Below are 22,027 nucleotides of genomic sequence, written 5' to 3' on the forward strand. Positions count from 1 at the left end.
AATTCATCCCGACCGCATTCATGAGCGGAAACCGCTCAAAGTTGTCTCAACCGGCAAGGCCGGGTTCGATGCCTCCGCCCAGGGCAGACACCGGCATCGGCAGGTAAACCGGGATGAAGCCAGGGAAACGAGAGAGGACGGTCGTTGCCGCAAAGACAGCATCGCACGGCGATGGCGCAACGCGTTTCCCCGTGCTTGTCCTCATGAAAAAAGGCAGCTTCTTCCCGAAGTCTGCCTTTTGTTCATGTTGCCGCGGACCGTCATCACCACCCGGGACGGCCGGCGACCTATTTCTGGGACTGGAAAGGAGGCGGCTCCGTCAGCAGAAGGACGACAAACACCAGAACCGGTGTGAAGATCACACTTGCCAGGAAACAGCCGAAAGACCCCAGTCGGGTCTCCCGCCCCCGGTAGCCGACCAGGACGCACAGAACCAGATAGATGATGAGCGGCGCTACATACATCATGCAGCTTCCGGCTTATCTTCTTCCGCCAGCTCCTCGCCCTTCTTCACCATCTTCTTGAAATGGTCCTTGTAGGCGCTGACGTCGAAATTCAGAACATCACCACCGGACTCGAAATGCTGCTGGAAGACCTTCCCGACCGCGAAGGTGAACGCGCCGAGCGTCACTCCGGCACCCGCGATTCCCAACGCTGTTCCAAGCACCGGGATCGTCTTGACGAGACTGGAGGCGATGAAGGTTCCCGCGCCGACACCGCCGAGGCTGCCCAGGAGGGTCGTCACCGCGGTCTTGGCCCGGTTTTCGGAAAACGGCACGTCATAGACCGTCGCCAGTTTCCGGATCAGATTGAGCTGTGTGCCAATGGCGGCCACAAGGTCGAAGATCGGAATCGGGATCAGGCCGGCACCGGTTCCAACAAGAACATGATCCCGAATGATCTTTTCGGCAAGCTGGGAACGCTCCTCGGCGCTCAGCGGCGCGTCGTCTTCCTGCCGGGCGCTTTCGGCAAGCTTTTCAGCTTCGTCGACACTGTCCTTGGGGCCTGTCTTCGTGGAACTTGTGCGAGTGGACTTCGTCGTCATTTCACATATTCCTTCTACCAGCTCGGCAGCACCCGGCTACTAACTCTACGTGAGGGTAGCCCGACTGCGGTCCGATTTCAATCTTGCAATCAGTGCGCTACCTGACTTCTTCCTGCTGCCTATCCGTGTTGGAGCCTTCCGGCGCGCCAGCCGACCCGCCAGTTTCGGGGGGTTGGGACGCTTCCGTGCCGCTTTCCCCGGTGTCGCTTGAAGCATTTTCCTCGCCGTCCCGGTCCTCCTCGCCATCCTGGCTGTCCTGCTCCATGGATGCGCTGGGGAAAAGTTTCGGCAAACTGTTGAAGTCCGGCAACTGGTATCGCTGTGGATCGACCGGTGCGGGCGACGGCAATTCGGGCTGTTTGGCGATATCGCTTCCAAGGATGAGCGGCAACTGGTCCTTGCCGCTGCCGACGATGACGACCTTGCTGTTGTTGGACCGGGCAAGTTCGACCGTCGCCTCGATGCCGCGCCAGGTCAGCAATTGCGGCGTGAGCGCATCGGCGACGATCGAATAGAACGTCTGGTAGCCGATCGCATCGATACGTTTGCGCTCTGCCTCCTTGCGGGCCTGTTCAAGGACATACTCGTAGGCAAGCGCATTCTGTTCCTCTGTCAGCTTCCTGGAAATCGCCTGGTTGAGCTCCTTGGGCAACTGGATCCGCCGGATGATGATCTGGTCGAAGATGACGAGATCCTGCTCGCTCGCATCGATGGCCTCCATCACTTCTTTTTCCAGTTGGGTCAGGTCGACCTGATAGAGCTCGTGCGGATCATATTTCCCGATGGTGTTGCGGACCGCCTCCACCGCTGTCGGACGGACAAACCGTTCCGCGTATTGCGGTCCGATGGCCTTGTGAAGCTTGCCGGCATTTTCGGCTTTCGGATGAAACAGGATCGAAATGTCGCTGGTGATGCGAAGCCCGTCCGCGGCCAGGCCGTGGACGGTTTCATCCTGCTTCTGGACACGGATCTCGTAGTCGTAGATCCGGTTCCAGGGCCACTTGGCATTAATGCCTTCCGGATAGACGAATTCGGTTTCGGTGCCGACCGTGAGGGTTCTGAACAGCACCCCGACTTCACCAGGACCGACTACGAAGAATGTCAGCGGCCACAGCAGTATGGCCACGAAACCCAACAGCAGAAAGTAGGCGATCGCCTTGTCCGTCCGGCTCAGCCTGTGAACCCTGCGCGGTTTTGCCTTCGGGGCCTCGATTTCGTCTTCCGCAACGCTCATCCGGCGCTCCCTGGAAATGACCCCGCCCAGCGGGTAATCCGACTGGCCCTGCGGTTGGCGGCCTGAACAAAAACAAGATCTCTCAATGTGTTCCGGCGGATCCTGTCAATGCCATCCGCAGCAGATTTGCAAGAAAACCCCGGTGTGGCAAGCGCGATTGTTGCGCTAGGCAACGGGATCATAATTTGCTTAAGTCTACGTGCGTTGCCATGCGTCATGACAACTTATGGTTAATCCCGCCAGCGGCCGAACGGCATCTGGTTGCAAGCTGAAGGAGCGATGCGTGTCTTCCGAATCGGGATCATTCAGCTTCAGCCGGCCGGACCTGAGCCGGTTCCTCTTCGACCTGTACGACTATGAACCCGGGCTGCTGCGCAGGCTGATTTCGGCACGGCCCCATGTCTGTCCCTTCGATCACATCGAGCGGCACATTCCCCAGGATGCCAGGGTCCTTGATGTCGGCTGCGGCAATGGTGCCCTTCTGGCCATCCTCCTTGCCGCCGGACGGATCAAGGAGGCTGTCGGCTGCGATGTCCATGAGGGCGCGCTTGCTTCCGCGAGAACGGCCGCGGACCGAACCGGCAGGGGAAACGCCGTATCCTTTCGGCGGATACAGGATTTTCAGGAATTGCCCGACGCCCTGTTCGACGTGGTCACAATGGTCGATGTCCTTCATCACGTTCCGGACGGCGCGCGCGCACAAGCGGTTGCACAGGCGATACGGCGCGTTGCACCGGGCGGCGTGTTTCTTTTCAAGGACATGGTCGAGGGTCCTTTCTGGCGCAAACTGGCGCACAATCTCGATGACCTCATCTTTTCCGGCGAGTGGGTGAAACAGGTGAAGACAGCGGACGTGGAAAAGCAGGTCATCAACGCCGGTTTCGAGCTTGTCGAAAGCAAAAACATTCCGAGACTTTTCTACGGAAATACACTTCGTGTACTCAAGAGAGTTTAGTAAAATTATATATTGTCACTATTTACCTGTAATAGTTAAGAAAAATTAAGATTTTTTGGAAAGAAATTCATGTATTTAATGGGGATTGCCGTTGCGGTACGGTTGTGCACACTGGAGGGATTGCAACTTTAAGAAGTCAACAGACGACCATTGAAATGCCTTCAGGGGGGTGATTTGAGTTCAAGTGTTGCAAAGCGCCGTATGTTTCTCGCCGGCTATATCCTGGTCCCGGGCAGCCACTTTGCAGGCATGTGGCGACACCCCTACAGCGAGACCGATTTCTGTGATCCGGACCTGTTCAAGGATACAGCCATAACCCTGGAACGAGGCGGTTTCGATCTTGCCTTCATTCCCGAGTCCCTGAGCGTAACGACCGGGCTGAACGATGATTACGAAACATTCCTGAAACACGGTGCCGTAGGGGCCATTCGCCATGACCCGAGCCAACTGGTGTGTCTGATGGCGTCGGTGACCCGATCGCTCGGTTTTACCGTCACCCTGTCGACGACCTTCATGGAGCCCTATCATCTGGCGCGCACTCTGAGCACGCTTGACCATTTCAGCCGGGGACGCATTTCCTGGAACGTGGTGACCTCGGCCGGCCCGAGCAACGGGCACAATTTCGGGCATTTCCCCAAACTCACGTCACCGGAATCCTATGACCGGGCTGAAGAGACACTGGAGATCTGCCGGAAGCTCTGGCAATCCTGGGATCCCGGCGCGGTGGTTGCCGACAAGGCCTCCGGGGTCTACGCGGACACCGGCAAGGTCCACACGATCGATCACACGGGAGCGCAATTCCAGTTGCGCGGGCCGTTGTCGCTGCCGGCCGGCCCGGCAGGGGAACCGATCCTGATGAGCGTCGGCGTGTCGCCGCGCGGCCGCGATTTTTCCGCCAAGTGGGTGGATGTCATATTCGCCATCCAGGCCGACGCAAAGGGCATGTTCGAACTGCGTGCCGATGTGCGCCGACGGGCGGCTGAAAGAGGCCGGGATCCGGAGAAGATTTTCCTGCTGACGGCCGTGCAGCCGGTGATCGGCGAAACGGAAGAGATCGCGCGGGCGCGGGCCCATTATCTTGACGAGATCATCCATCCCGACGTGGCGATCGCCTTTCTGTCCGGAATGATTGGCCGCGACGCAACCGGCTACGATCCGGAGACCCCGATTGATGACGTGCTCGAGCAGACCGCCGGGCCCTCCTCGAACAGGGCAGCCGTCGATGGCGGTGCAGCCTTCCCCTGGCTCGACCGGATTCGCGAGGAAGACGAGACCCGGACCTGGACGCTCAAGGACATCGCCATCCGCATGGCGCGCAGCACCTCGACGCCGCGCCTGGTTGGAACGCCGGAGCAGGTGGCCGACCAGCTGGAAAGCTATTTCCTTGAGGGCGCCTGCGACGGCTTCGTGATCACACCTACCCACTTCCCCGGGAGTTTCGACGAATTTTCCCGGTCCGTCGTGCCGATCCTGCGCGAACGGGGACATGTACGAGAGGCGGCGCAAGAACCGCTGACGCTCAGGCAGAGGCTTGGGCTGCAAAGCTGAATTGGATGGCTCCGGCGGACATGTCGGAAACGTTCAAGACCTGTGCACGCGACCTGGCAAGTCATCGACGGAGTTGATTTGAATGGCATCCCGCGACCGAAGTTCGAAGGCAGCAACCGAGCGGTCCGCAGCAGCGGACGCGATGCTGCATGCCGGCGACCGCCGCATGCGGGAATTCGAAACCGTCGCGGACCTCTTCGCACGCCAGGTCCGGGATCGGCCTTCCCAGAAGGCGCTCATCCTGGCGACATCGTCCCTCACGTTCGACGATCTGGACCGCAAGGCAAACCGGGTGGCCCGCTACCTGATCGGGCGGGGCATCGGGCCGGGCGACATCGTCGCGCTCGGCTGCGCCAGCGGGCCGGACCTTGTCGTCTGCCTGCTCGGTGTTATCAAGGCCGGCGCCTGTTACATGCCTCTGGATCCTGCTTACCCGGACCAGCGTCTGACCGACATGCTGGCCGACGCGGCACCGGACCTGATCCTGGCGGAGCCCGCGGTTGCCGGCGTGGTCGAGGCGGCCGGTCAGACCGACAGGTCGGTGTTGATCGGTAGCGGCGCCTTTGGCCGCGAGATTTCCCTGCAGGCCGCCCACGCGCTGGAGGAAGGCGAACTCAAGCGGCCTCCTTCAGCCAATGATCCCGCCTATCTGGTCTATACCTCCGGATCGACAGGACGTCCCAAGGGCGTGCTCGGCCGCCAGGCCGCTCTCGTCAACCGGTTGCGCTGGATCGGGGAGGCCTTGCCGTTTGCCCAGGACGAACGAACGCTGTTCAAGACCTCGCTCAATTTCATTGACGGCTCCACGGAACTTCTCGGCGCACTGACCAACGGGGGCTCGGTGGTCATTGCCGACGGCCATGTGTCCGGAGACCCGCGTCGCCTGGCCGAGACGGTCGACCGGTTCGCCGTCACGCGGCTGACGGTGGTGCCGAGCCTGCTGGCAAGCCTGCTCGAAGACGGCTGCCTGAAAAACCTGGCGGGTTGCCGGACCTGGGTGACCAGCGGCGAGCCTTTGCCGTCCAGTCTTCTGGAGAGGTTCAGCGACAAGCTTCCCGGGGCCCGCCTCTATAATTTCTACGGTGCTTCTGAAGCCGCGGGCGACAGTTTGTGGTCCCTCTGCGAAGCCGGCCAGACGGTTGCCATCGGCAATCCGGTCCGGGAAACCCTTGTCCACCTTCTCGATGACAGGCTTCAGCCCGTCGAGGATGGCAATTCCGGCGAACTCTATATCGGTGGAAGCGGCCTCGCTCTCGGCTATCACCGCCAGCCTGACAGGACCTCGGAACGGTTCATCGCCTCGCCCTTCGGCCCTCCGGGCAGCCTGCTCTACAGGACCGGCGATGTGGCACGCAGGCTGCCCGGTGGCGCCTTTGAATATCTCGGCCGCACCGATCATCAGGTCAAGATCCGCGGTGTGCGTGTCGAGCCGGGCGAAGTGGCCGCTGCCCTTGACCGGCTTCCGGAACTCGCACGCTCCGCCGTGGTCTCCAGACACCGGGACACCGGAGAGGTCTGTCTCGTGGCCTATATCGTCTGGGAGACCGGCGCAAAAAGGGACATTCCGAAACTCCTGGAAACGCTCGCGCGTTCGCTCCCCGCGGCCTTCCTGCCGTCGCAATTCATCACGCTTGAAGCGCTTCCCCTGACGCCCAACGGCAAGCTGGACCGGGCGGCGCTTCCCGAACCGGACCGCGAACCGCAGGAAGACCGGCGTGAACCGCGCACCGCGCTCGAAACAACGATATGCGCCCTGTTTACCGAGGTGCTGGGTGTCGGAACGGTCGCTGCGGACGACAACTTCTTTCTTCTGGGCGGCCACTCGCTGCTCGCCGCGCGGCTGGCCTACAGGCTGAGGGAGCGGCTCGGTGTGCATATCGACCCCGTGCAGGTGTTCGAGGCGCCGACACCCGCGGGACTTGCCGCTCTGGCCGGGGACGCCAAACCTTGGTCCAAAGACCCCGGCAAACCGCCGAGGCCGGAACGCCCGCCGCTGTCTTCCGCCCAAAAACGCCTCTGGTTCCTGAACCGGCTACACCCCGAGGACATTTCCTACAATCTCGCCTACCGCTACCGTCTTGCCGGAAACCTTGACATTGCCACTCTCCGGCAGGCCTGGCGGGATGTCATCGACCGACACGAGATCCTGCGGACCGTTTACCCTGAGGGGCAGGATGGAAAGCCTTACCAGGACGTCTCCAATGGCTGGCCGGACGAGAAGGTTTTCAGGATCCTTCCGACATCCGCGGAAGATCTGTCGGCGGTTCTTTGCGCCCATGCCGCCCTGCCGTTTGACCTTGGCAGCGACCTGCCGATCAGGATCTGCATTGTTCCCGGATCGCAGGCCGAGTCCGGCGGCCAACATGTGATGCAGTTCGTCGTGCACCACATCGCCATCGACGGAGGCGCGCTGGGGCCCTTGCTGGCGGATCTTGAGACCGCTTTTTTGGCACGCAGCCAGGGGAAGACGCCCCGCTGGAACGCGCCCGCCATGCAATATGCCGACTTCGCCTGCTGGCAGCAGGAGCGGCTCGGGCGCATCTCGGAAACGGACATCGCCCAGCACTTGTCCGGCTGGAAGGCCGACCTTGCCGGCGCACCGGACTGTCTTGACCTGCCCTGCGCGGACGGCCGGCGGCAGAACAACCATTGGCAGGGCGACGGCACCCCGGTCGATATTCCGGCAAGGCTTCACGGTGACCTCGAGCGCCTGGCCGCCGAGACGCAAACCAGTCTCTTCATGGTGCTCCAGGCGGCCGTTGCCGCAACCATGGCCCGCCTCGGCGCGGGCGACGATATCATCATCGGCACCCCGGTGGACGGGCGTCCCGACAGGTCCTTCGAGGATACCGTCGGGCTCTTCGTCAACATGCTGGCCCTGCGCTGCGACCTGTCGGGGCAGCCGACCTTCCGCGACTTGCTTGCTGCAACCCGAACACGGAACCTCAGGGCCTATGGCAGGCGCGACGTGCCGTTCGAACTCGTGGTCGACGAACTGGCGCCCAACCGGGACCTGTCGTTCCATCCGCTGTTCCAGCTCGTCCTGGCACTCGACATGGGCGGCGTCCCGGACCTTGCCCTTCCAGGTCTGACATGCGTGCACGAAGAGGTCCCGGTCACGGCTTCCAAGTTCGACCTGTCCTTCGACCTGGCCGCGCTTCGAGGCCCGGACGGGTCCGCCTCCGGAATCAGAGGCCGCATCGAATTCAGAACCGATCTTCTGGACCGGCAGATCGCGGAAACCATTTCCCGAAGACTGGTGGTTCTGCTCGAGGCGGCAGTCGACCATCCCGATGTCCGGATCGCTGAACTGCCCCTCGTGGCTTCCGGCGAACTCGCCCGCCTCGCCGGCCTGTGCGAGGGATCGCGCATCAACAGGCCGGAGGTCGAGACATCACTGCCCGAGCGGTTCGCCCTGCTGACCGAACGGAACGGCGAACGGATCGCCGTCCGGAGCGAAACCGAGGCGCTTTCCTACGCTGATCTGGATGCAAGGACGACCCTCGTCGCCCGGAACCTGGCCGCTCGCGGCGTTCGCCCCGGGGCCCGGGTCGCCGTCCTGATGGACAGGTCCATCGATCTGGTCGTTGCAACGCTTGCTATCCTGAAAGCCGGCGGCGCCTATGTTCCCCTGAACAGGAACGATCCTCAAAAGCGGCTGGAGCAACTGGTCGGCGACACACGGGCCCACCTTGTGCTGACGGATGGCGGAGCGGCGGATCCCGGGCACCTGGGCGGTGTTTCCTGTCTCTCCTTCGCCGACCTGATGTCGGCGGACAGCGACGCTGCGCTGCCGCGCGTGGAAGCGGGCGAGATCGCCTGCGTGCTGTTCACGTCGGGATCCACCGGCAGACCGAAAGGCATCGCGATCACGCATCGCAATATCCAGGCCCTGGCTCTGGACGGCTGCTGGCCCGATGGATCGCACGAACGGGTCCTGCTGCATTCGCCCTATGCCTTCGATGCGTCCACCTACGAGCTGTGGACCCCGCTGATGCGCGGGCAGGAGCTGCTCGTGGCACCGCCCGGCATTCTGGATGCGGAAACGATCGGCCGGCTCGTTAAAGACAACAAGGTGACGGCTGCCTGCATCACGACACGCCTCTTCAACATCATTGCGGGTGAAAAACCGGAGGCCTTCCGGCCGTTGAAATCGGTTCTCATCGGCGGTGAGGCCGCGTCCGCGGAGGCCTTGCGGCGGGCGACATCCGCCGCTCCCGAAACACGGTTCGTCAACGGCTACGGTCCTGCCGAGGGAACGACTTTCGTGACCTGGCATGCGATGCATTCGCTGTCGGAAAGCGCTCACAAGGTTCCGATCGGGCTGCCCCGCGACAATTGCGCGGTGCGCATCCTGGACGACCGTTTGCAACCCGTCGGGATCGGCATGGTCGGCGAACTCTACCTGACCGGCGACTGTCTCACACTCGGTTATCTCGACCGGGCCGGTCTCACCGCAGAACGTTTCGTTGCCGATCCCTCCGGCCCGCCGGGCAGCCGGATGTACCGCACCGGCGACCTCGTCCGCTGGCGCGGCGACGGCCTTCTCACCTTCGTCGGCCGCGCGGACCACCAGGTCAAGATCAACGGCTTCCGCATCGAGCCCCAGGAAATCGAGAACGCGATCGGAGGGAACCCGGCTGTCGGCCAATGTGCCGTGATCGTCCGGGAAGACCGGCCGGGCGAAAAGAAACTGGTTGCCTATCTCGTCAGCGCCGGGACCCGGGAACCGGACCTGGAGACCTTGCGCGGGGATCTCGCGTCCAGTCTGCCGGCCTTCATGGTGCCGGCCCATTTTGTTGTCCTGCAGTCACTGCCTTTCACGACCAATGGCAAGCTGGATCTCAAGCGCTTGCCGGCACCGGATGTCCGGGGCGAAACCATGCCGCGTGCCGCCAGCGGAACCGAGGCTGAGATCTGCCGGCTGTTCGCCGATGTCCTCGGACTTGCAAGTGTCGGTCCCGCCGACAACTTCTTCGCGCTTGGAGGAGACAGCATTTTGTCGATCCAGCTGGTCAGCCGGGCGCGCCGGGCGGGACTGGTTTTCTCGGCAAAGGACATCTTCAACGCCAGGACACCGGCCCAGCTCGCGCTGCGCGCCCGGGAACAGCAGGTGCAGGAGGCCGAAACCGGACTCGAGGCAAACTGGATCTGCGAGCAGGACCTTGCGCGGGTCAATCGTCGCTACGGCAGTTCTGTCTCTGCGGTCTGGCCGTTGACGGGTCTCCAGTCGGGTCTGCTGTTCCACGGTCTGATGGACGCGGCGACGGGCGAGGATGCCTATCTGGTCCAGACGGTGGTGACGCTGGCGGAGCCCGTCGAGGCGGACCGTCTTCAGGCGAGCCTGGAAGCGCTCGTGGCCCGCCATGCCCCCTTGCGGGCGGTGTTCTGCCACGAAGGGGTAAGCGAACCGGTGCAGGTGATCCTGGCCGATCCGAACCTGCCTTTCCGGGTGGTGGACCTCAGCCGTTCGGACGATCCGCAAGCCGCGCTGGAATCCCTGCTGGCCGAGGACCGCCGGACACGGTTCGATCTCGCCCGGGGTCCGCTGATAAGGGCCTGCCTGGTAAGGCTGCCGGGAGAGCGCTCGAAGCTGATCCTCACCAATCACCACATTCTCCTCGACGGCTGGTCGCTGCCGGTGCTGATGCGGGAGCTGAAGGACATCCATGCGGCGGGCGGTGCACATGCCCTTCCCGCCGTGGTGCCCTTCGACCGCTATCTCGGCTGGCTGCAGCGCCAGGACAGGGCGGCCGCCCGGACCGCCTGGCAGGAGGCCCTGGCGGGCCTGGAGGAGCCGACCCGGCTGGCGGCCTCTGTCCACGGTCAGCCTGCCGCCGTCTCCGACGAGGTGCTGCGCTTCGACACTCTCCTGAGCCCGCAGGCCACGCGCGCGCTCGAGCGCCTGGCCCGGCAGCTGGACATCACCCTGAACACGGTCCTGCAGGGGGCCTGGGCGGTGCTGCTCGGCCGGATCTGCGGCCGCGAAGACCTGGTCTTCGGCACGACCGTCTCCGGACGTCCTCCGGAGATTGCCGGTGTAGAGACCATGGCCGGGCTCTTCATCAACACCGTGCCCGTGCGGGCGCGGCCCCTGCCGGGACAGACGGTCGAGGCCTTCCTGAAAGAGCTTCAGGCACGGCAGACAGCACTCCTGCCCCACCAGCATCTCGGACTGCCGGAGATCCAGGCGGGCGCGGGACTGGGCGACCTGTTCGACACGCTGGTCGTGTTCGAGAACTATCCCGACGCGGAGGACATGGGCGGAGCCGGCGAAACCGGTCTCCGGATCGACGGCCTTGAGGTGCATGACCGGACCCACTATCCGGCCAGCCTGATGGTGGTCCCCGGTGACCAATTGATGTTGCGGCTGGACTGCCGGGAAGACCGGATCGGGTCAGAGCTCGGCCGCAGCCTCCTGGACCAGCTGTGTCACCTGCTGGACCAGATGGCCTTGCGGCCGGACGCGGCCCTCGGATCCCTTGCAACGCTCGAACCGACGCAAACACAGGCGGTTCAGGAGCGGTGGAACGATACCCGTCACGCCCTGCCGGAGGGCGATCTTGTCGAGCTGATCTCGGCCACCGCCGCCCGGCACACCGAGCGCGAGGCAGTGGTCGGCGGCGAGGAGCGGCTGAGCTACCGGCAGCTCGAGGAGCGGGCCAACCGGCTGGCTCATGTGTTGCTCCGGCACGGCATCGGCGCCGAGGACCGGGTCGCAATCGCGCTGCCGCGCTCGCCCGACATGGTGGTGGCGCTGCTGGCGGTGCTGAAGACCGGTGGCGCCTATCTGCCGCTCGACCCGGACTACCCGCCGGCCCGGATCGCGATGATGCTGGAGGACGCGGCGCCGAAACTGGTGATCACCACGGAAAAGACCAAGGCCGCGCTCAAGGACGGGCTGCATGGTCTCGACCTGCTTGTGCTCGACGCGAAAGAAACCGCCACGGAGCTGGACAACGCCCCCGCGCGTGCCCCGCAAGACACCGACCGACGGAGCCCGATCCACCCGAACCACCCCGCCTATGTCATCTATACATCCGGCTCGACCGGAAAACCGAAGGGCGTTGTCGTCACGAGAGCGGGGCTCGTCAATCTCGCCACGGCCCAGGTCGAGCGTTTCGCGATCTCGGCAGACTCCAGAGTGGCCCAGTTCGCATCGTTCAGTTTCGATGCCGCCTTTTCAGAAATCGCCACCGCACTCGTTTCAGGCGCCGCGCTGGTGATCTGGCCGAGAAAGGCCTTCACCGACCCGGCAGCGCTGAAGGCGTTCCTGCGTGACGAAGACGTTTCCCACATCACGCTGTCCCCCAGTCTCCTGAGTGTCATGTCCGTCGAGGACCTGCCGGCCGGATGCGTGCTGGTCACCGCCGGCGAGGCCATCAGCATCGCCGAAGTGAGGCGATGGGCCGAGAGGTGCCGCCTGATCAACGCCTATGGCCCGACCGAGGTCACGGTGTGCGGATCCATGAGCCTGCCGCTTGATGGCGATCAGGGTGCAGACGTGGCATCCATCGGCCTGCCGATCTGGAATTCGGGTCTCTATGTGCTTGACCGGGCACTTCAGCCCGTCGCGGACGGCGTTGCCGGTGAACTCTATATCGGCGGCATCGGCCTGGCGCGCGGCTACCAGAACCTGGCCGGCCTGACGGCGTCCAGGTTTGTCGCCGACCCGTTTGCCGGCGATGGCGCGCGCATGTACCGGACGGGAGACATCGTTTACCGCGCCGGCGGCGGCAATCTCTTCTTCCTCGGCCGCGGCGACTCGCAGGTCAAGATCCGCGGACGCCGCATCGAGCCGGGCGAGATCGAGCGTGTGCTGCTGGAGCGGGATGACGTCGCCCAGTGTCTCGTCAGTGTCTACCGGGACCGGACCGGAACCTCCAGGCTGGTTGCCTATGTCATCGGCCAGGACAATGCCGATCCCTGCCCGGACGCCCTGAAACAGCATTGCGCCGGCCGATTGCCGGATTACATGGTGCCGGTGCAGATCGATCTGCTGCCCTATCTGCCGCGCCTTCCCAACGGCAAGATCGACAGGAAGGCCCTGCCCGCGCCCAGCCGGCCGCACAGGGAACCGGGTGCGCGAACACTCTCGCCGCTCGAGGAAACGGTGTCGGCGGCCTTCGCCGAAACGCTCGGGATCGCGGCGCCGGCTGCGGACCAAAGTTTCTTTGCCCTTGGCGGCGACAGCATTTCGGCCATCAAGCTGGTCAGCCTGCTGCGCCGGCAAGGCCTGTCTGCGTCGCCCAAGGATGTCTTCGATCACAAGACCGTTGCCGGTCTCGCCGCCGTGGTCCAGCCGCTTGCAGAGACGGATGACCTGCAAAACGGCGACGCAGAAACGGGCACCGTTCATCCGACGCCGATCATGCGCTGGCTTGAGGACCTGGGAGGGCCCCTCGACGGTTTCTACCAGTCGACCTGCCTGCAGCTTCCCGCAGGTGCCGGTGCCGCGTTCCTTGAGGCAGCCCTTGCCGCCCTGGTCAGGCACCACGGCATGTTGCGGGTGCAATCGGGCCGGGGGCTGCAGGACATGCATGTCCGCCCGTTCTCCGAAGGGCCGCAACCGGTCGATCTCAGGCGCGTCGACCTCACAGGCACTGGCTCCGACACTGACCTGCGGCTTCTGCTGCAAGAGATGCATGACGAGGCCACCGGCACCCTGTCGCTCGCCGACGGGCGCATGCTCAACGCGGTCTGGTTCGACAGGGGCGACACCGGTCCCGGATGGCTCCTGCTTGCCGCGCACCACCTCGTCATTGACGGTGTCTCGTGGCGGATCCTGACCGACGACCTCCGCTCGGCCTGGGAGGACTGGTCGGCCGGCCGGCCGATTTCCCTTGAGCCCGCAACGACATCCTTTCCCGTCTGGAGCCGGCTGCTGCGAAACGCGGCGCATTCCGCGGCACGAAGCACCGAGGTAACCTATTGGCGGGAGGTCGCTGCGGCAGGCACTGCCGGCCTTGTGCCCGGCCGGCTCGACCCGACCCTCGATACCGTCCGCACCCAGACTTCGCGCCGGTCGGATCTTGCCCCGGCCGAGACCGCGCGGCTCCTGAACCGCCTGCCTGCGCTTTATGGCTGCGGACCTCAGGACGTCCTGTTGTCCGCGCTGACGCTGGCCGTCGGCGCTTTCCTGTCCGCGCGATCCGGCGCATCTGCCGGAGATGTCCTGTGCGAGGTCGAGGGTCATGGGCGCGAGCCTGTCGCAGACGCCGATCTCAGCCGGACCGTCGGCTGGTTCACGAGCCTCTATCCGGTGCGGCTGCAGACCGGCCAGGCGGGCCCGGACGTTGCCGCGATCTCCGATCAGGACCTGAGGCTCCTGATTGCCGCAACGAAGGACGGCGCACGCACCATGCCAGATAGGGGCATCGGCTACGGCATGCTGCGTTACCTCAACGAGGAGACTGCCGGTACGCTGGCAAAGGAACCGAAGGCTCAAATATCCTTCAACTACCTCGGCCGTTTCCAGGCCGAGGCCGGCGGCGACTGGAGTCCCGTGCCGGAGTTCGGTGGATTGCGCGGCGGCTTCCACCCGGCGACACCGCTGGATCATGTGCTTTCGATCGACTGCCAGGCCGTCGAGGAAGATGACGGTTTCCGTCTCGTGACCGATTTCAGCCCTGCGGCTCGCCATCTGCCGGAAGGTGACGTGGCAGAGCTGTTGCAGCATTGGGAGAGGGCTCTTGCCAGGCTGGCCAGCCACGCCGACTGGCAGGATGCCGGCGGCCACACGCCCTCGGACTTCCCGCTGGCGGACTTGTCCCAAGCCGAGGTGGACCTCCTTTCAGAACGCTACGGCGATGCAGTTTCTGCGGTCTGGCCGTTGACGGGTCTCCAGTCGGGTCTCCTGTTCCACGGTCTGATGGACGCGGAGACGGGCGAGGATGCCTATCTGGTCCAGACGGTGGTGACACTGGCCGGTGATGTCGAGGCGGACCGTCTTCAGGCGAGCCTGGAAGCGCTCGTGGCCCGCCACGCTCCCTTGCGGGCGGTGTTCTGCCACGAAGGAGTGAGCGAACCGGTGCAGGTGATCCTGACGGATCCGGACATGCCGTTCCAGGTGGTGGACCTCAGCGGTTCGGACGCTCCGCAAGCCGCGCTGGAATCCCTGCTAGCCGAGGACCGCCGGACACGGTTCGATCTCGCCCGGGGTCCCCTTCTGCGCGCCTGCCTGGTAAGGCTGCCGGGAGAGCGCTCGAAGCTGATCCTCACCAATCACCACATTCTCCTGGACGGCTGGTCGCTGCCGGTGCTGATGCGGGAGCTGAAGGACATCCACGCGGCGGGCGGCCCACACGCCCTTCCCGCCGTGGTGCCCTTCGACCGCTATCTCGGCTGGCTGCAGCGCCAGGACAGGGCGGCCGCCCGGACCGCCTGGCAGGAGGCCCTGGCGGGCCTGGAGGAGCCGACCCGGCTGGCCGCCTCGGTCCACGGCCAGCCCTCCGCCGTCTCCGACGAGGTGCTGCGCTTCGACACTCTCCTGAGCCCCGAGGCCACGTGCGCGCTCGAGCGCCTGGCCCGGCAGCTGGACATCACCCTGAACACGGTCCTGCAGGGGGCGTGGGCGGTGCTGCTCGGCCGGGTCTGCGGCCGTGACGACCTGGTCTTCGGCACGACCGTTTCCGGACGTCCCCCCGAGATCACCGGTGTGGAGACCATGGCCGGGCTCTTCATCAACACCGTGCCCGTGCGGGCGCGGCCCCTGCCGGGGCAGACGGTCGAGGCCTTCCTGAAGGGCCTTCAGGGCATGCAGGCGTCGCTCCTGCCCCATCAGCATCTCGGCCTGCCGGAGATCCAGGCGGGCGCGGGACTGGGCGACCTGTTCGACACGCTGGTCGTGTTCGAGAACTATCCCGACGCAGAGGACATGGGCAGAGCCGGTGAAACCGGTCTCCGGATCGACGGCCTCGAGGTGCATGACCGGACCCACTACCCGGCCAGCCTGATGGTGGTTCCGGGCGACCAACTGATGTTGCGGCTGGACTGCCGGGAAGACCGGATCGGGTCAGAGCTCGGCCGCAGCCTCCTGGAGCAGCTCTGTCACCTGCTGGAGCAGATGGCCTTGCAGCCGGACGCGGCCCTCGGCTCCCTTGCAACGCTCGGTCCGGCGCAAACACAGGCGGTTCAGGAGCGGTGGAACGATACCCGTCACGCCCTGCCCGAAGGCGATCTGGTCGAGCTGATCTCGGCCACCGCCGCCCGGCATGGGGAACGCGAGGCGGTGGTCAGCGGCGAGGAGCGGCTGAGCTACCGGCAGCTCGAGGAGCGGGCCAACCGGCTGGCTCATGTGTTGCTCCGGCACGGCATCGGCGCCGAGGACCGGGTCGCAATCGCGCTGCCGCGCTCCGCCGACATGGTGGTGGCGCTGCTGGCGGTGCTGAAGACCGGAGGAGCATACCTGCCGCTCGACCCGGACTACCCGCCGGCCCGGATCGCGATGATGCTGGAGGACGCGGCGCCGAAACTGGTGATCACCACGGAAAAGACCAAGGCCGCGCTCAAGGACGGGCTGCATGGTCTCGACCTGCTTGTGCTCGACGCAGGAGAGACCGCCGCGGACCTGGACAACGCCCCCGCGCATGTCCCGCAAGACACAGACCGGCGGACCCCGATCCACCCGAACCACCCCGCCTATGTCATCTACACATCCGGATCGACCGGCAAGCCGAAGGGCGTTGTCGTCACGAGAGCGGGGCTCAAGAACTTCCTGTGCGGCCTGACCCAAGACCTTGAACTGACGGACCGGGACCGGATGCTGAGCGCGACGACGATCGGTTTCGACATCGCCGGTCTGGAACTCTACGGTCCGCTTCTGACCGGGGGAACAGTTCTGCTGTTTGCCGCGAGCCAGCGGGAAACGGATCGCCTGTCGGACTGGATCGCCCTGGAACATCCGACGGTGATGCAGGCAACCCCGTCGCTGTGGCGCGCGCTCGCCGAAACCGGACCGCTCCCCAACCTGAAGGTGCTGGTGGGGGGCGAGGCGCTCGACGGAGTGCTGGCAGAGCGGTTGCGGTCGGCCGGTCCGGTGACCAATCTCTATGGCCCGACCGAAACGACCATCTGGTCCCTGCGCCAGAACATCGACCAAGCCGCCTCGAACCGGCCCGGCATCGGCCTGCCGATGTGGAACACGCAGGCCCATGTGCTCGACGCGGCCCTGCAACCTGTCGCGGACGGTGTGGCTGGCGAACTCTATATCGGCGGCACCGGGCTCGCGCGCGGCTATCACGGCAGACCGGACCTCACGAGCGAACGGTTCGTCGCCGACCCGTTCGCGGGTGGTGGTGCGCGCATGTACCGGACCGGAGACATCGTTTACCGCAACGCAGACGGCACGATGGTTTTCCTCGGCCGGGGCGATGCGCAGCTCAAGATCCGCGGACACCGGATCGAGCCGGGAGAAATCGAAACCGTCATTGCCTCGATGACAAATGTTGCCCGGGCTGCCGTGATCGAACGGCAGGGCGCCGGGCCTGAACCGTCTCTCGTTGCGTATGTTGTGCCGGAGCCGGGTGCGCGCCTGAAGCCCGAGGCCATACGCACCTGTCTCCAGCAGTCCCTGCCGGACTACATGGTGCCGGGCGACTTCGTTGTTCTTGACGAAATGCCGCTGACGCCCAACGGCAAGCTCAACCGGCTGGCCTTGCCGGAACCCGTTCGGGTACGGCGATCCACGGAAGCGATGACATTGCAGGAAACCCTGCTTTGCACCCTGTTCGCAGAAGTGCTGCAGGGCGCGATGCCGGGTCCGCAGGACAGCTTCTTCGAAATGGGCGGTCACTCCCTGCAGGCCGCGCGCCTCAAATCCTTGATGAGGGATCGCATGGGGCTTGATGTCAGCTTGCGCGACATCTTTGAAACGCCAACCGTCCGGGGGCTCTTGTCTACCGGGCGCGACCGCAAGACCTGCCTGCTCGAACCGGTCCTGCAGATCCGTCCCGCCGGAAGCCAGCCACCGCTGTTCTGCGTTCATCCGGGTTTCGGCCTTGGCTGGACCTATGCGGGTCTGGTTTCCGTGCTGCCGCCCGACGTGCCCGTGATCGCACTCCAGGCACGCGGCTATGCCGACGAAGCCGCCTTGCCGGCCTCCATCGGCGACATGGCGGCCGACTACATGGACAGTGTCGTCCGGCTTTGGCCGAAAGGGCCTGTCCGCTTGCTCGGCTGGTCCTTCGGCGGCTTGGCCGCCTATGAAATGGCGCACCGTTTCGAGGCCGCCGGGCGCGAGGTCGAGTTCCTGTCGCTGCTGGACAGCTATCCCATGAAGGCAGGAGACCCGCTGCCGGATCTTTCGGACCGGGGTGCGCGCGGTGCCTTTTTCGAAATGGTCGGGTTCGATCCGCAAGGCAGGTCTCCGGACGATGTGACCTTCGAAGAGGTGCGCCGGTTCCTGGAAGACCGGTCGCACCCCCTCGCGGACCTCGGCAGCGGCGATTTCGGCAACATGCTCCGGATCGCACGCAACAATGCGCGGCTGGCGCATGACTGGCGACCACAGGGCCTGACCTGTCCGCTGCTGCATTTCGTCTCCGGGCAATCCTGGCGCATGATGGCGCTTGAGACCGATCCCTGGCAGCCCCTGACAGGCGGCCGGTTCGAAACACGTACACTTGCGTGTACGCATCATGAAATGACGTCGCAAATCGCACTTGCCGACATCGGCAAGGCACTTTCCGAATGGATGAACCAGGGGCCCCTGCCGCGCCGGCAGGATGCGTCCGAAGGGAGACTGAAGAATGTCGGTTGATATCCTCAATCCAGCAGAGCCCGCGGAGGCGGCCGCCACCGCGACCCCCATGACCGGCGCCGAGTTCATCGACAGTCTTCAGGACCAGCGCTGCGTCTATTTCAACGGCGAGAGGGTCCAGGGGCTCACCGACCATCCCGCCTTCCGCAATTCGGTACGCTCGCTGGCACGCCTCTATGACGCCCTGCACCAGGATCATGACAGCGGCACCGGCGTTCTGACAGCCGCCGCCGATGCCGATCCGGAGGGCTACACCCACCGCTATTTCAAGGTGGCCCGCTCCGCCGGGGACCTGCTCGGCCAGCAGAAGGCGATCGCCGAATGGGCAAAGCTCAGCTATGGCTGGATGGGGCGGTCGCCGGACTACAAGGCCGCCATCGTCAACACGCTCGACGCCAACGCGGCCTATTACGGCCCCTTCGCGGACAACGCCCGGCGCTGGTACCACCTGGCCCAGGAGCGGACCTATTTCATGAACCACGCGGTCGCCAATCCGCCGATCGACCGGGCCAAGCCGATCAGCGAGGCCAAGGACGTGCTGGTGCATGTGGTCCGGGAGACCGATGCCGGGCTTTATCTTTCCGGCGCAAAGGTCGTTGCCACCTCCGCCGCGCTCACCCATTACAACTTTCTGAGCCACCACGCGGTCTCCGACACCAACGAACCGCCGACCGCCTTCATGTTCTTTCTCGATATGTCGACACCGGGCATCAAGCTGATCTGCCGCAACTCCTATGAGTTCGCCGCGCATCAGTCCTCGTCACCGTTCGACAGTCCGCTGGCCTCGAGGTTCGACGAAAACGACGCCATTCTGATCCTCGACAACGTCTTCGTGCCCTGGGAGAACGTCCTGGTCTATGGCCCGGCACACAAGCCGATCAACTTCCTGATGGACACCGGCTACCTGCAGGGAACCTGCTTTCACGGCTGCACCCGCTTTGCGGTCAAACTCGATTTTCTCGCAGGTCTTCTGACAAAGGCGCTGCACATCACCAGCGGCGACGAATTCCGCGGCAACCAGGTGCTGCAGGGCGAGGTCATCGCCCTCAGGCACCTGTTCTGGTCGCTGTCGGACGCCATGGCGAGAACACCGGAACCTTTTGCCGACGGCGCATTCCTGCCCGGCCTGACCGCCGCACAGGCCTATCGCGCCCTCGCGCCCGACGCCTATGGCAGGGTCAAGGAAATCGTCCAGAAGATCGTGGCCTCCGCGCTGATCTACCTGCCGTCCTCGGCGAAGGATCTCCAGAACCCGGAGATCAACGCCTACCTGGAACGGTATGTGCGCGGCTCCAACGACATCGGCCACAAGGACCGCATCAAGCTGATGAAACTGTTGTGGGACGCCACGGGCTCCGAGTTCGCCGGACGGCACGAGCTTTACGAGCGCAACTACGCGGGCAACCATGAAGAGGTCAAGCTGCAGTTGCCCTCGATCGCCCGGCGCGACGGCACGATGGAGCAGATGCTGTCGCTTGTTGACCAGTGTCTTGAAGACTATGATGAATTCGGCTGGTGCAATGCCGCATGGAAAGATTGACACACGCGGCAGGGAGAGACGGCAATGACCAATCCATTCGATGATCCGGACGGCACCTTCCACGTGCTGGTGAATGACGAGGAACAGCATTCCCTGTGGCCCGAATTCGTCGCCGTTCCCGAAGGCTGGAAGTCGGTGTTCGGTCCCGGCAAGCGCCAGGACTGTATCGACTATGTCAATGCGCACTGGACCGACATCAGACCGAAAAGCCTGAAGGACGCCGCCGGCGACTGACCTTTCCACACAAGCGGTGACGGACCACCTGGAGCGCCTGGTTTTCGATGAAATTCTTTCGTCTCTTGTATCGTGAAGCGGGCGACAGCAGACGCATCTTCCTGCTTTTGTCGCTGGTCCCGGGCCTGGTCATGGGGCTTGTGATCGCGGTTATCAACGCCACAACCAATTACCAGCAGACCGGCGGCCTTCAGTGGCAATATCTCGGCCTGTTCGTGCTTGGCTGCACGACCGTCCTGTTCACGATGAACCGTGCGCTCAACATGGCCACGGCGATCATCGCCGACTATCTCTGCCGCCTGCGGATCAAGGTCACCGCGCAGGTGCGCAACCTGAACCTTGCCGCCCTCGAGGAGATCGGTCTCAACCGGATCCGGGCCGCGGTCGGACGGGACCACCAGACCATCGAGGAAACGGCGCCGGCCCTGGTAGGGCTGATCTATTTCGTGATGCAGCTGGTGATGTCCGCGCTCTATATCCTCTACCTGTCACCGCTGGCCTTCGCCGTCACCATCGCCTTCCTGGCCGGCGCCGTCTTCTTCTACCGCAAGAGCTACCGGGACGCGGAGGAGTTGTTGCGCCAGGCGAGCCTGAGCGAGCAGGCCTTCCAGAACAGTTTCGAGAACATCCTGAGCGGCTTCAAGGAAGTGAAGCTGAACGCGCAGCGCAGCGACGATCTGTTCCATCACTACGTGGTGCCGCGCTCCGAAAAGGTGGAAGAACTGCGGGTGGAATCCGGCAGGTCCTTCAATTACGGCCAGTCCGTGAGCGACGTCTTTTTCTATACGCTGATGGGAACCCTGGTCTTCGCGATTCCGTTCTATGTCACCGACCTGTCGATCCCGGGCAAGATCGTCACCGTGATCGTCTTTGCCAGCGGAGCAATCACGTCGATCATCCGCATGCTGCCCGTGGTGTCGCGGGCCAATCTCGCGGTGTCGAACATCGGGACGCTGGAGGCGCTTCTGGAAGACCATGCAGAAGCCGCCGAGGGCCGCCTCGAGGTCAAGCAGGCCAAGCTGAAACAGTCCCTGTCCCTGAAGAAGATCGCCTACACCTATCATAGCGAGAACGAGGATCGCCCGTTTTCAATCGGTCCCTGCGACCTGGACATCACTTCCGGTGAGATGGTGTTCATTGTCGGCGGCAACGGCAGCGGCAAGTCCACGCTCGCCAAGATCCTGACCGGCCTCTACGAACCGAAGAGCGGGCAGCTGTCCTGGGACGGCAAGGTCGTGAAACCCGAGAACATCGACCAGTATCGCAGCCTGTTCGCCGTCATCTTTTCGGACTTCCACCTGTTCGACCGGCTCTACGGCGTGGACCTGTCGGACGAGCAGAAGCTGTACGACCTCCTGGAAGACATGCAGCTTGACGAGAAGGTCTACTATCGCAACAACCGCTTCAGCACGACGAACCTGTCCACCGGACAGCGCAAGCGGCTCGCGATGGTGGTCGCGCTGCTGGAAGAAAGAGACATTTACGTCTTCGACGAATGGGCCGCCGATCAGGACCCGGAATATCGCCGCTGGTTCTACATGGAGTTCCTGGAGCGGCTCAAGAAAGAGGGTCGAACCGTTATCGCGATCACCCATGATGACCGGTATTTCGACATTGCGGACAAGATCGTCTGGATGGAGGAAGGCAAGATCAGCAAGGTTTCCAAACCGGCGGAGACCGAAGCCTGACTTACACGGTTCCGGGCAGCTCCC

At 64.0% G+C, this 22,027-nt stretch carries 9 protein-coding genes; 6 read left to right on the top strand and 3 right to left on the bottom strand.

Annotated elements, in window-relative coordinates; all coding sequences use genetic code 11:
- Positions 1 to 287 precede the first annotated feature (287 nt).
- From O6760_RS03620 to O6760_RS03630, 3 genes are all read right to left on the bottom strand, one after another.
- Positions 288 to 467 carry a hypothetical protein gene (locus tag O6760_RS03620; RefSeq protein WP_269584120.1) on the bottom strand — a complete coding sequence of 60 codons (180 nt, stop codon included), beginning with the start codon at positions 465 to 467 and terminating at the stop codon, positions 288 to 290.
- Positions 464 to 1,045 carry a YcjF family protein gene (locus O6760_RS03625; protein WP_269584121.1) on the bottom strand — a complete coding sequence of 194 codons (582 nt, stop codon included), beginning with the start codon at positions 1,043 to 1,045 and terminating at the stop codon, positions 464 to 466. Before O6760_RS03625 ends, O6760_RS03620 begins: the two co-directional genes overlap by 4 nt.
- A 97-nt stretch (positions 1,046 to 1,142) precedes the next feature.
- The gene (locus tag O6760_RS03630) at positions 1,143 to 2,279 is read right to left on the bottom strand and encodes a prohibitin family protein (protein ID WP_269584122.1); all 1,137 of its coding nucleotides are present in this window, start codon (positions 2,277 to 2,279) and stop codon (positions 1,143 to 1,145) included.
- A 283-nt stretch (positions 2,280 to 2,562) separates the two neighbouring features.
- On the opposite strand from O6760_RS03630, the gene O6760_RS03635 reads away from it, so the two are divergent.
- The 6 genes from O6760_RS03635 (at position 2,563) to O6760_RS03660 (ending at position 22,003) form a co-directional block, all read left to right on the top strand.
- Positions 2,563 to 3,234: a class I SAM-dependent methyltransferase gene (locus O6760_RS03635; RefSeq protein WP_269584123.1), complete on the top strand. Its 672-nt coding sequence runs from the start codon at positions 2,563 to 2,565 to the stop codon at positions 3,232 to 3,234.
- 174 nt (positions 3,235 to 3,408) lie between these two features.
- On the top strand, positions 3,409 to 4,782 hold the full coding sequence (locus tag O6760_RS03640; protein ID WP_269584124.1) for an NtaA/DmoA family FMN-dependent monooxygenase: 1,374 nt from the start codon (positions 3,409 to 3,411) through the stop codon (positions 4,780 to 4,782).
- A gap of 82 nt (positions 4,783 to 4,864) precedes the next feature.
- Positions 4,865 to 18,541 carry a non-ribosomal peptide synthetase gene (locus O6760_RS03645; protein WP_269584125.1) on the top strand — a complete coding sequence of 4,559 codons (13,677 nt, stop codon included), beginning with the start codon at positions 4,865 to 4,867 and terminating at the stop codon, positions 18,539 to 18,541.
- The gene (locus O6760_RS03650; RefSeq protein ID WP_269584126.1) at positions 18,531 to 20,081 is read left to right on the top strand and encodes a 4-hydroxyphenylacetate 3-hydroxylase N-terminal domain-containing protein; all 1,551 of its coding nucleotides are present in this window, start codon (positions 18,531 to 18,533) and stop codon (positions 20,079 to 20,081) included. The genes O6760_RS03645 and O6760_RS03650 overlap by 11 nt, the downstream gene beginning before the upstream one ends.
- 24 nt (positions 20,082 to 20,105) lie before the next feature.
- The gene (locus tag O6760_RS03655) at positions 20,106 to 20,315 is read left to right on the top strand and encodes an MbtH family protein (RefSeq protein ID WP_269584127.1); all 210 of its coding nucleotides are present in this window, start codon (positions 20,106 to 20,108) and stop codon (positions 20,313 to 20,315) included.
- A 47-nt stretch (positions 20,316 to 20,362) separates the two neighbouring features.
- Positions 20,363 to 22,003, top strand: a complete 1,641-nt coding sequence (locus tag O6760_RS03660; protein ID WP_269584128.1) for a cyclic peptide export ABC transporter — start codon at positions 20,363 to 20,365, stop codon at positions 22,001 to 22,003.
- The last annotated feature ends 24 nt before the right edge of the window (positions 22,004 to 22,027 follow it).

The organism is Roseibium sp. Sym1 (genome assembly GCF_027359675.1).
Lineage (GTDB): Bacteria > Pseudomonadota > Alphaproteobacteria > Rhizobiales > Stappiaceae > Roseibium.